An 11,854-nucleotide genomic window follows, 5' to 3' on the forward strand; every position below is an offset into this window, starting at 1 on the left:
TACGTGAAGCGCCACCTCGTCTCCGCCGCCGACCTCAGCCGCGACGACGCGCTGCTGGTCCTGGACACCGCCGAGGAGCTCGCCCAGCTCTCCGGCCGGGCCGTCAAGAAGCTCCCCACGCTGCGCGGCCGCACCGTCGTCAACCTCTTCTTCGAGGACTCCACCCGCACCAAGACCTCCTTCGAGGTCGCCGAGAAGCGGCTCTCCGCCGACGTCATCAACTTCGCCGCCAAGGGCTCCTCGGTCTCCAAGGGCGAGAGCCTCAAGGACACCGCGCTGACCCTGCAGGCGATGGGCGCCGACGCCGTCGTGATCCGCCACCACGCCTCGGGCGCGCCGGCCCGGCTCGCGCAGTCCGACTGGCTGCACGGCAGCGTCATCAACGCCGGCGACGGCACCCACGAGCACCCCACCCAGGCCCTGCTGGACGCCTTCACGATGCGCCGCCACCTCAACCCGGGCCTGGGCCACGACCTGGCCGGGCGCCGGATCACCATCGTCGGCGACGTCCTGCACAGCCGGGTGGCCCGCTCCAACGTGCTGCTGCTGAACACCCTGGGCGCCCACGTCACCTTCGTGGCGCCGCCCACCCTGCTGCCCATCGGCATCGACAACTGGCCCTGCGAGGTCAGCTACGACCTGGACAGCACGCTGGCCAAGAGCGACGCGGTGATGATGCTGCGGGTCCAGCGCGAGCGGATGAACGCCGCGTTCTTCCCCACCGAGCGCGAGTACTCGCGCCGCTACGGCCTGAACGGCGACCGGATGGCCAAGCTGCCCGAGCACGCCATCGTGATGCACCCCGGCCCGATGGTCCGCGGCATGGAGATCACCGCCGAGGTGGCCGACTCCCCGCGCTGCACCGTGGTCGAGCAGGTCGCCAACGGCGTCTCGATCCGGATGGCCGTCCTGTACCTCCTGCTCGGCGGCGCCACGCTCGCCGACGCCCCCCGCACCGAAGCCCCGGAGACCGCCGCATGACCAGCTACCTGATCCGCAACGCCCAGATCCTCGGTGGCGCCGCGCAGGACATCCTCATCGCCGACGGCGTCATCCGGGAGATCGGCACCGATCTGGCGGTCGAGGCGGACGTCGACATCGACGCGCACGGCCTGGTCGCGCTGCCCGGCCTGGTCGACCTGCACACCCACCTGCGCGAGCCCGGCCGGGAGGACGCCGAGACCGTGCTGACCGGCACCCAGGCGGCGGCCAAGGGCGGCTTCACCGCCGTCCACGCGATGGCCAACACCTTCCCGGTCGCCGACACGGCCGGCGTGGTCGAGCAGGTCTGGCGCCTCGGCCAGGCCTCCGGCTACTGCGACGTGCAGCCGGTCGGCGCCGTCACGGTCGGCCTGGAGGGCAAGAAGCTCGCCGAGCTGGGCGCGATGCACGACTCCGCCGCGAACGTCCGGGTCTTCTCCGACGACGGCAAGTGCGTGGACGACGCGGTGATCATGCGCCGCGCGCTGGAGTACGTGAAGGCCTTCGACGGCGTGGTCGCCCAGCACGCCCAGGAGCCCCGGCTGACCGAGGGCGCCCAGATGAACGAGGGCCAGGTCTCCGGCGAGCTGGGCCTGGCCGGCTGGCCCGCGGTGGCCGAGGAGGCGATCATCGCCCGCGACGTGCTGCTCGCCGCGCACGTCGGCTCGCGCCTGCACGTCTGCCACGTCTCGACGGCCGGCTCGGTGGAGATCATCCGCTGGGCCAAGGCCAAGGGCTGGTCCGTCACCGCCGAGGTGACCCCGCACCACCTGCTGCTCACCGACGAGCTGGTCCGCTCCTACGACGCGGTCTACAAGGTCAACCCGCCGCTGCGCACCGCCGAGGACGTGCACGCGCTGCGCCGTGCGCTGGCCGACGGCACCATCGATGCCGTCGCCACCGACCACGCCCCGCACCCGATGGAGGACAAGGAGTGCGAGTGGGCGGCCGCCGCGATGGGCATGGTCGGCCTGGAGACCGCGCTCTCGGTGGTCCAGCAGGCGATGGTCGAGACCGACCTGCTGAACTGGGAGGGCGTCGCCGACCGGATGTCGCACCGCCCGGCGCGGATCGGCCGACTGGCCGGCCACGGGCGTCCCGTCTCGGTCGGTGAGCCGGCCAACCTGGTGCTTTTCGATCCCGCGTACCGTGGGACCGTGAACCCCGAGAGCTTCGCCACCCGCAGTCGAAACACCCCCTACCGTGCCCTTGAGCTGCCGGGACGGGTGCACGCCACCTTCCTGCGCGGGGTGCCCACCGTGCTGGCCGGCGAGCTGGTCGAGCCGGGCGGGCTGGCGTGAGCACCGTCCTGCTCGGCATGGAGCAGGCCAAGGTCCACAACTGGCCGAACTACATCGGCTGGGCGGTCGGGCTGCTGATCGTGGTCGGCGTCATCTACTGGCTGATGCGCCAGGGATGGAACTGGCGCCGGGCCCATCAGGCCGACCTTCCGGCCCTGCCCGCCGTGCCGTCGGACCACGGCCCGGCCATCCTGGAGAGCAGCGGCCGCTACCACGGCACCACCACCGCCGGGAACTGGCTCGACCGGGTGGTGGCGCACGGGCTCGGCATCCGCAGCCTGGCCGAGCTGGCCCTGAGCGAGCGCGGCCTGCTGGTGCGCCGTCCCGGCGACAGCGACCTGTGGATCCCGGCGGAGCACCTGACGGGGGCCCGGACCGACTCCGGGATCGCCGGCAAGGTCGTCCCGGCCGGCCTGCTGGTGGTCACCTGGACGCTGGAGGGCCGCGCGCTGGACTCGGGCTTCCGGCTCGACCACCCGGACGAGCACCCGACCTGGGTCGCGGAGCTGGAAACACTTGCAACACGTACGACGAAGACGGAAGGCGTAACCCCATGACCGCACCTGCCCCCACCACTACGAGGCAGCCCCGCGCTGCCCGCCGGGAGCGCGTGCCCGCCGTGCTCGTCCTGGAGGACGGCCGGACCTTCCGCGGTCAGGCGTACGGCGCGACCGGCGAGACCTTCGGCGAGGCGGTCTTCAACACCGGCATGTCCGGCTACCAGGAGACCCTCACCGACCCCTCCTACCACCGCCAGGTGGTGGTCATGACGGCCCCGCAGATCGGCAACACCGGCGTCAACGACGAGGACCCGGAGTCGAAGCAGATCTGGGTGGCCGGCTACGTGGTCCGCGACCCCGCCCGGGTGCCCTCCAACTGGCGCTCGCAGCGCTCGCTGGACGACGAGCTGGTCGCGCAGGGCATCGTCGGGATCAGCGGCATCGACACCCGCGCCCTCACCCGCCACCTGCGCGAGCGCGGTGCGATGCGGGTCGGCATCTTCTCCGGCCCGGCGCTGGCCGAGGAGACCGAGCTGCTCGCCCGGGTGCTGCAGGCCCCCGAGATGAAGGGCGCCGACCTCTGCGCCGAGGTCGCCACCACCGAGCCGTACATCGTGCCGGCCGTGGGCACCAAGCGCTTCACGGTCGCCGCCGTCGACCTCGGCATCAAGGCGATGACCCCGCAGCGGATGGCCGAGCGCGGCATCGAGGTGCATGTGCTGCCGGCCAACTCCACGGTCGAGGACATCTACGCGGTCAACCCCGACGGCGTGTTCTTCTCCAACGGCCCGGGCGACCCGGCCACCGCCGACCACCAGGTCGCCGTGATGCAGTCGGTGCTGGAGCGCCGCACCCCGCTGTTCGGCATCTGCTTCGGCAACCAGATCCTCGGCCGGGCCCTCGGGTTCGGCACCTACAAGCTCAAGTACGGCCACCGGGGCATCAACCAGCCGGTGCAGGACCGCTCGACCGGCAAGGTCGAGGTCACCGCGCACAACCACGGCTTCGCCGTGGAGGCGCCGCTCGACAAGGTCAGCGACACCCCGTACGGGCGGGCCGAGGTCTCCCACGTCTGCCTCAACGACAACGTGGTCGAGGGTCTGCAGTGCCTGGACGTGCCCGCCTTCAGCGTGCAGTACCACCCCGAGGCGGCGGCCGGTCCGCACGACGCGGCCTACCTCTTCGACCGTTTTGTCGACCTCATGACGGCGTCGCACGCCAACGCAGGGAGCTGACCCGTGCCGAAGCGCACTGATATCAAGTCCGTCCTGGTCATCGGCTCCGGTCCGATCGTGATCGGCCAGGCCGCCGAGTTCGACTACTCCGGCACCCAGGCCTGCCGCGTGCTGCGGGCCGAGGGCCTGCGGGTGATCCTGGTGAACTCCAACCCCGCGACGATCATGACCGACCCGGAGATCGCCGACGCGACCTACGTCGAGCCGATCACCCCCGACTTCGTCGAGAAGATCATCGCCAAGGAGCGCCCCGACGTGCTCCTGCCGACCCTCGGCGGGCAGACCGCGCTCAACACCGCGATCTCGCTGCACGAGAACGGCACGCTGGCCAAGTACGGCGTCGAGCTGATCGGCGCCAACGTCGAGGCGATCCACAAGGGCGAGGACCGCCAGCTCTTCAAGGGCGTGGTCGAGGCGGTGCACGCCAAGATCGGCCACGGCGAGTCCGCCCGCTCGGTGATCTGCCACACCATGGACGAGATCATGGCGGGCGTCGAGACCCTCGGCGGCTACCCGGTCGTGGTCCGGCCCTCCTTCACGATGGGCGGCGCCGGCTCCGGCTTCGCGCACGACGAGGAGGACCTGCGCCGGATCGCCGGCCAGGGCCTGGCCCTGTCGCCGACCACCGAGGTGCTCCTGGAGGAGTCCATCCTCGGCTGGAAGGAGTACGAGCTGGAGCTGATGCGCGACCGCAACGACAACGTCGTGGTGGTCTGCTCCATCGAGAACTTCGACCCGATGGGCGTGCACACCGGCGACTCGATCACCGTCGCCCCGTCGCTGACGCTGACCGACCGCGAGTACCAGACGCTGCGCGACATCGGCATCGCGATCATCCGCGAGGTCGGCGTCGACACCGGCGGCTGCAACATCCAGTTCGCGATCAACCCGGACGACGGCCGGATCATCGTGATCGAGATGAACCCCCGGGTCTCCCGCTCCTCCGCGCTGGCCTCCAAGGCGACCGGCTTCCCGATCGCCAAGATCGCCGCCAAGCTGGCCGTCGGCTACACGCTGGACGAGATCCCCAACGACATCACCGAGAAGACCCCGGCCTCCTTCGAGCCGGCTCTCGACTACGTCGTGGTGAAGGTCCCGCGCTTCGCCTTCGAGAAGTTCCCCTCCGCCGACGCCACGCTGACCACCACCATGAAGTCGGTCGGCGAGGCCATGGCGATGGGCCGCAACTTCCCCGAGGCGCTCAACAAGGCGCTGCGCTCGCTGGAGAAGAAGGGCTCGCAGTTCTCCTGGGCAGGCGAGATCGGCGACAAGGACGAGCTGCTGGCCAAGGCCAAGGTGCCCACCGACGGCCGGATCAACACCGTCATGGAGGCCATCCGCGCCGGCGCCACCCAGCAGGAGGTGTTCGAGGCCACCAAGATCGACCCGTGGTTCGTCGACCAGCTCTTCCTGCTGGACGAGATCGCGGCCGAGGTGGCCGAGGCCGACAAGCTCGACCCCGAGCTGCTGCGGCACGCCAAGCGGCACGGCTTCTCCGACCAGCAGATCGGCGAGATCCGCGGCCTGAAGCCGGACGTGGTGCGCGAGGTGCGCCACGCGCTCGGCATCCGCCCGGTCTTCAAGACGGTCGACACCTGCGCCGCCGAGTTCGCCGCCAAGACCCCGTACTTCTACTCGTCCTACGACGAGGAGAACGAGGTCGCGCCGCGCACCAAGCCCGCGGTGATCATCCTCGGCTCGGGTCCGAACCGGATCGGCCAGGGCATCGAGTTCGACTACTCCTGCGTGCACGCCTCCTTCGCGCTGGCCGAGGCCGGGTACGAGACCGTGATGGTCAACTGCAACCCCGAGACCGTCTCCACCGACTACGACACCTCCGACCGGCTCTACTTCGAGCCGCTCACCCTGGAGGACGTGCTGGAGATCGTGCACGCCGAGCAGCAGGCCGGACCGCTGGCCGGCGTCATCGTCCAGCTCGGCGGCCAGACCCCGCTGGGCCTGGCGCAGGCGCTCAAGGACAACGGCGTGCCGATCGTCGGCACCCAGCCCGAGGCCATCGACCTGGCCGAGGAGCGCGGAGCGTTCGGCCGGGTGCTGCGCGAGGCGGGCCTGCCGGCCCCCAAGCACGGCACCGCGTTCTCCTTCGAGGAGGCCAAGGCGATCGCCGACGAGATCGGCTACCCCGTGCTGGCCCGCCCGTCCTATGTGCTCGGCGGCCGCGGCATGGAGATCGTCTACGACGAGCCCTCGCTCGCCTCCTACCTGGAGCGCCACGCGGGCCTGATCTCCGAGCACCCGGTGCTGATCGACCGCTTCCTGGACGACGCGGTGGAGATCGACGTCGACGCGCTCTACGACGGCACCGAGCTGTACCTCGGCGGCGTCATGGAGCACATCGAGGAGGCCGGTATCCACTCCGGCGACTCGGCCTGCGCGCTGCCCCCGATCACGCTGGGCGGCCACGACATCAAGCGGCTGCGCACCTCCACCGAGGCGATCGCGCGCGGCGTCGGGGTGCGCGGTCTGATCAACATCCAGTTCGCGCTCTCCGGCGACATCCTCTACGTCCTGGAGGCCAACCCGCGCGCCTCGCGGACCGTGCCGTTCACCTCCAAGGCGACGGCCGTCCCGCTGGCCAAGGCGGCCGCCCGGATCTCGCTCGGCGCGACCATCGCCGAGCTGCGCGCCGAGGGCCTGCTGCCGACCGAGGGCGACGGCGGCACACTGCCCGCCGACTGCCCGATCTCCGTCAAGGAGGCCGTGATGCCGTGGAGCCGCTTCCGCGACATCCACGGCCGCGGCGTGGACACCGTTCTCGGCCCGGAGATGCGTTCCACCGGCGAGGTCATGGGCATCGACACGGTCTTCGGCACCGCGTACGCCAAGGCCCAGGCCGGCGCGTACGGCGCGCTGCCGACCAAGGGCAAGGTCTTCGTCTCGGTGGCCAACCGCGACAAGCGCAACCTGGTCTTCCCGGCCCGCGCGCTGGTCGAGCTGGGCTTCGAGGTGCTGGCCACCTCCGGTACCGCCGAGGTGCTGCAGCGCGGCGGCATCCCGTCCACCGTGGTGCGCAAGCACAGCGAGGGCGAGGGCCCGACCGGCGAGCGGACCATCGTCCAGCTGATCCACGACGGCGAGGTGGATCTGATCATCAACACCCCGTACGGCACCGGTGGCCGGCTCGACGGCTACGAGATCCGCACGGCGGCCGTCTCGCGCGGTGTGCCGTGCCTGACCACCGTCCAGGCGATGGGTGCGGCCGTCCAGGGCATCGACGCGCTGACCCGCGGCGACGTCGGTGTGATGTCGCTGCAGGAGCACGCGGCGCTGATCAACGCCGCCCGCAAGTAGCCCCATCATCAGTGGGGGGCACCGCACACCGGGTGCCCCCCACTGCCATGTGTCGTGCGAGGAAGGCCCAGTAGCTTGTACAAGATCCTTTTCAATCGCGTCTTCCGGAAGATGGACCCCGAGAAGGCCCATCACCTTGCCTTCTTCTGGATCCGGCTGGCCGCCTCCGTCCCGGTCCTGCGCCAGCTGGTCAAGCTGGTGCTCGCCCCGCAGGACCGCTCGCTGCGCACGTCGGCGCTCGGGCTCGACCTGCCCGGCCCGTTCGGCCTCGGCGCCGGCTTCGACAAGAACGCCATCGGCATCGACGGCCTGGCGATGCTCGGCTTCGACTACGTCGAGATCGGCACCGTCACCGGCGAGCCGCAGCCGGGCAACCCGCTGCCGCGGCTCTTCCGGCTGGTCGAGGACCGCGCGCTGATCAACCGGATGGGCTTCAACAACCAGGGCTCGGCCCGGGTGGCCGCCCGCCTGGCCGCGCGTCCGCACACCACCTCGACCCCGGTGATCGGCGTCAACATCGGCAAGACCAAGGTGGTCGAGGAGGCCGACGCGATCGCCGACTACGTCAAGAGCACCCAGCGGCTGGCCGCGCACGCCGACTACCTGGTGGTCAACGTCAGCTCGCCGAACACCCCCGGGCTGCGCAACCTGCAGGCCGTCGAGCACCTGGGCCCGCTGCTCGCCGCCGTCCGCGAGGCCGCCGACCGGGCCACCGCGCACCATGTGCCGCTGCTGGTCAAGATCGCCCCCGACCTGGCCGACGAGGACATCGACGCGGTCGCCGAACTGGCCCTGGAGATGGGCCTGGACGGCATCATCGCGACCAACACCACGATCGGCCGCGAGGGCCTGCGGGCCCCCGCCGCGCAGATCGAGGCGATCGGCATGGGCGGCCTCTCCGGCGCCCCGCTGCAGGGCCGCTCGCTGGAGGTGCTCAAGCGCCTGCGCAAGCGCACCGAGGGCCGCCTCACGCTGATCTCGGTCGGCGGCATCGAGAGCGCCGAGGACGCCTGGCAGCGCATCCTGGCCGGCGCCGACCTGGTCCAGGGCTACAGCGCCTTCATCTACGAAGGCCCGTTCTGGATGCGCCGGGTGCACCAGGGCCTCGCCGCCCGGCTGCGGGCCAGCGGATTCGCCACCATCGCGGAGGCGGTCGGCAGCAAGGCCTGATGGTTCGTCACACCTTGGGGGGATGTGACAGCCGCTGGTCGGATTTGGCAGAGTTCGACTGCCGGCTCACCGCCCCCGAAAGGTGCCCTCGCATGGCCAATCCCTTGCACCTGCGGGCCGAGGTGCTCGCGAACACCCCCGAAGGTGCCTACCGCCGCCTGGTGCTGCGCGCCCCCGGGGTGCCGGAGCGGGCCAGGCCCGGCCACTTCGCCACCCTGGCGGTGGGCGGTGCGACCTCCTCGATGCTGCTGCGCCGGGCCTTCTCGATCCACCGCGGCGACCCCGAGGCGGGGACTGTCGAGCTGCTGGTGTCCGCGCACGGCGCGGGCACCCGGGAGCTGGCCGAGTCCACCCCCGGCGAGCAGCTGGACCTGATCGCCCCGCTGGGCACGCCGTTCCCGCTGCCCGAGGGGCCGGTCACCGCCCTGCTGGTGGCCGACGGCTACGCGGGCGCACCGCTGTTCGACCTGGCCGCCCGGATCCTGCGGCTCGGCGGCCAGGTCGGCTTCATCCTGGGCGCCCCGAGCGCGGACCGGCTGTTCGGCGTCGAGCAGGCCAGGGCGCTCACCCAGGACGTCCTGGTGCTCACCGAGGACGGCACGCTCGGCATGACCGGCCGGGTCGCCGACCCGCTGGCGCAGGCCGTGCACGCCATCGAGGCGAGCGTGCTCTACGCCGCCGGTCCGGTGCCGATGCTCTCGGCGGTCAGCGCGACCGCCGTGGAGCTCGGGGTCCGCTGCCACACCGCGGTGGAGGCGGCGATGGCCTGCGGGGTGGGGATCTGCATGACCTGCGTGCTGCCGGTGGTCGGTGAGGACGGCGTCAGCCGCTTTGTGCGCACCTGCACCGACGGCCCGGTCTTCGACGGCGCCCGGGTCCGCTGGGCCGACATCGGGACCGTCCCCCCTGATCTCGAAGGCGCCGCCGCGATGGGAGGCAACCCGTGAACCCCGACGACGTGGACCTCAGCGCCCCGCTGGGCAGCACCGTGCTGCCCAACCCGCTGAGCACCGCCTCCGGCTGCGCCGGCTACGGGCGCGAGCTGGCGCGCTTCGTGCCGCTGGACGCGCTGGGCAGCGTCACCACCAAGACGATCATGCCGTACCCGCGCTCCGGGCAGGCCACCCCGCGACTGGCCGAGACGCCGTCCGGGATGCTCAACTCGATCGGGCTGCAGGGCTCCGGCATCGACGCCTTCGTCCGGCACGAGCTGCCCTGGCTGGCCGAGCGCGGCGCCCGGGTGCTGGTCTCGATCGCGGGGGAGCGCCTGGAGGAGTTCGCCGCGCTGGTCGAGCGGCTGAACGGGCAGCCGGGGGTGGCCGGCATCGAACTGAACATCTCCTGCCCCAACGTGGCCGACCGCGGCCTCTTCTTCGCCAGCAACCCGGCCACCTCGTACGACGTGGTGCGCGCCGTCCGCAAGCTCACCGACCCCGAGCTGCCGGTCTACGCCAAGCTCTCGCCGGACGTCACCTCGATCACCGACATCGCCGCGGCCTGCGTGCAGGCCGGCGCGGACGGCCTGTCGATGGTCAACACCGCGCTCGGCCTGGCCGTCGACCTAGACACCCTGCGCCCGGCGCTGGCCGGCGGCACCGGCGGGCTCTCCGGCCCGGCGCTGCGGCCGATCGCGCTGCGCTGCGTCTACCAGGTGCACGCCGCGATGCTGGCCGAGCGGATCCCGCAGGTGCCGATCCTCGGCATGGGCGGCATCCGCAGCGGCCGCGACGCGCTGGAGTTCACCCTGGCCGGCGCCTCGGGCGTGGCCGTCGGCACCGCGCTCTTCAACGACCCCGGCGCCCCGCTGCGGATCCTGGACGAGCTGCGCGCCGAACTGGCCGCCCGGGGCTTCGCCAAGTACACCGACGCGGTGGGATTCGCCCACCGTCCGCTCTAGAGCCTGAAAGGCCCTCATGACCACCTTCGGTACCCGGCTGCGCCACGCGATGGACACCCGCGGCCAGCTCTGTGTCGGCATCGACCCGCACGCCGCACTGCTGGCCGCCTGGGGGCTCGGCGACGACCTGGCCGGCCTGGAGACCTTCAGCCGCACCGTGGTCGAGGCGCTCGCCGACCGGGTCGCCGTGCTCAAGCCGCAGGCCGCCTTCTTCGAGCGCTTCGGCAGCAAGGGTGTCGCGGTGCTGGAGCGCAGCGTGGCGGACGCCCGCGCGGCCGGCGCGCTGGTGCTGATGGACGCCAAGCGCGGCGACATCGGCTCCACCATGGCCGCCTACGCGGACGCCTTCCTCTCGCCGTCCAGCCCGCTCTTCTCGGACGCCGTCACGGTCAGCCCCTACCTGGGCTTCGGTTCGCTGCAGCCGGCCCTGGACCTGGCCCGGGCCAACGGCGCCGGGGTCTTCGCGCTGGCGCTCACCTCCAACCCCGAGGGCTTCGAGGTGCAGCGGGCGGTGGGCCCGGACGGTGTGAGCGTGGCGCAGGGCGTGCTGAACCGGCTGGCCGCCGAGAACAAGGGCGCCGAGCCGCTGGGCTCCTTCGGCGCGGTGGTCGGCGCGACGCTGGCCGACGCCGGCGTGGATCTGGCCATCAACGGGCCGCTGCTCGCCCCCGGTATCGGCGCCCAGGGGGCGACCATGGCCGACCTGCCGCGGGTCTTCGGCGCCCAGGTGCGCAATGTGGTGCCGAGCGTGAGCCGGGACGTGCTCAAGCACGGGCCGTCGGTCGGCGCGCTGCGCGAGGCCGCGCGGCGCTTTGTGGACGAGTACGCGGCCGCTGTGCTGTGAGGGTCGTCACAGTCGTTTGACGAACAGGGGCCAAAGGCGGCCGATTTCTCCCGAAAAGTCCTGGCCTACCCATGCTGACCAGGACTTTTCAGCTTCTTTTCCTGACGCGGGCTCTCAATGCGGGTAATGTCCGGCGGTAGGTGCCCTTGGTGGTGCGATTCCTGTCGCTCTCGCAGGTCAGAGTGGCTGGGTCGGTCCATGGCCGGAGTCCCCAGCGTCTTCGGCAGGTCCCTGGCACCACCCCTGTCCTAGCACTTCATTTCCTTCCAGACCCTGAGGTGAACGGCGTGGCTCTTCCGCCCCTTACCCCTGAACAGCGCACCGCTGCGCTGGCCAAGGCCGCCGAGGCTCGCCGGGAGCGCGCCGAGGTGAAGAACCGGCTCAAGCACTCCGGAGCGTCCCTGCACGAGGTGATCAAGGCCGGTAAGTCCGAGAACGATGTCATCGGCAAGATGAAGGTCTCCGCACTGCTGGAGAGCCTTCCGGGTGTCGGCAAGGTCCGCGCCAAGCAGATCATGGAGCGGCTCGGCATCAGCGAGAGCCGTCGGGTGCGCGGTCTCGGGACCAACCAGATCGCCTCCCTGGAGCGCGAGTTCGGCGGCGCTGCATCCTGA

General features: G+C 71.5%; 10 protein-coding genes. All 10 read left to right on the forward strand.

Annotated features, from left to right (window positions below):
• Positions 1-3: 3 nt before the first annotated feature.
• Positions 4-981 carry an aspartate carbamoyltransferase catalytic subunit gene (locus P3T34_RS32835; RefSeq protein WP_280669677.1) on the forward strand — a complete coding sequence of 326 codons (978 nt, stop codon included), beginning with the start codon at positions 4-6 and terminating at the stop codon, positions 979-981.
• The gene (locus tag P3T34_RS32840) at positions 978-2,282 is read left to right on the forward strand and encodes a dihydroorotase (protein ID WP_280669678.1); all 1,305 of its coding nucleotides are present in this window, start codon (positions 978-980) and stop codon (positions 2,280-2,282) included. The genes P3T34_RS32835 and P3T34_RS32840 overlap by 4 nt, the downstream gene beginning before the upstream one ends.
• Positions 2,283-2,299: 17 nt before the next feature.
• Positions 2,300-2,839 carry a hypothetical protein gene (locus P3T34_RS32845; RefSeq protein WP_280672539.1) on the forward strand — a complete coding sequence of 180 codons (540 nt, stop codon included), beginning with the start codon at positions 2,300-2,302 and terminating at the stop codon, positions 2,837-2,839.
• Positions 2,836-4,017: a glutamine-hydrolyzing carbamoyl-phosphate synthase small subunit gene (gene carA / locus P3T34_RS32850; protein WP_280669679.1), complete on the forward strand. Its 1,182-nt coding sequence runs from the start codon at positions 2,836-2,838 to the stop codon at positions 4,015-4,017. The genes P3T34_RS32845 and carA overlap by 4 nt, the downstream gene beginning before the upstream one ends.
• A gap of 3 nt (positions 4,018-4,020) precedes the next feature.
• Positions 4,021-7,329, forward strand: a complete 3,309-nt coding sequence (gene carB / locus P3T34_RS32855) for a carbamoyl-phosphate synthase large subunit (RefSeq protein WP_280669680.1) — start codon at positions 4,021-4,023, stop codon at positions 7,327-7,329.
• Between the two features lie 75 nt (positions 7,330-7,404).
• Complete coding sequence (locus P3T34_RS32860) at positions 7,405-8,499, forward strand: quinone-dependent dihydroorotate dehydrogenase (protein WP_280669681.1); 1,095 nt, start codon at positions 7,405-7,407, stop codon at positions 8,497-8,499.
• Between the two features lie 92 nt (positions 8,500-8,591).
• Positions 8,592-9,446: a dihydroorotate dehydrogenase electron transfer subunit gene (locus P3T34_RS32865; protein ID WP_280669682.1), complete on the forward strand. Its 855-nt coding sequence runs from the start codon at positions 8,592-8,594 to the stop codon at positions 9,444-9,446.
• On the forward strand, positions 9,443-10,396 hold the full coding sequence (locus P3T34_RS32870; protein WP_280669683.1) for a dihydroorotate dehydrogenase: 954 nt from the start codon (positions 9,443-9,445) through the stop codon (positions 10,394-10,396). The genes P3T34_RS32865 and P3T34_RS32870 overlap by 4 nt, the downstream gene beginning before the upstream one ends.
• Before the next feature lie 16 nt (positions 10,397-10,412).
• Entirely contained in the window at positions 10,413-11,240 is an 828-nt protein-coding gene (pyrF, locus tag P3T34_RS32875; protein ID WP_280669684.1) for an orotidine-5'-phosphate decarboxylase, read from the forward strand.
• A gap of 287 nt (positions 11,241-11,527) precedes the next feature.
• Positions 11,528-11,854 carry an integration host factor, actinobacterial type gene (gene mihF / locus P3T34_RS32880; protein ID WP_280669685.1) on the forward strand — a complete coding sequence of 109 codons (327 nt, stop codon included), beginning with the start codon at positions 11,528-11,530 and terminating at the stop codon, positions 11,852-11,854.

Origin of the sequence: Kitasatospora sp. MAP12-44, assembly GCF_029892095.1 — a bacterium.
In the GTDB taxonomy this organism is placed as follows: Bacteria; Actinomycetota; Actinomycetes; order Streptomycetales; family Streptomycetaceae; genus Kitasatospora.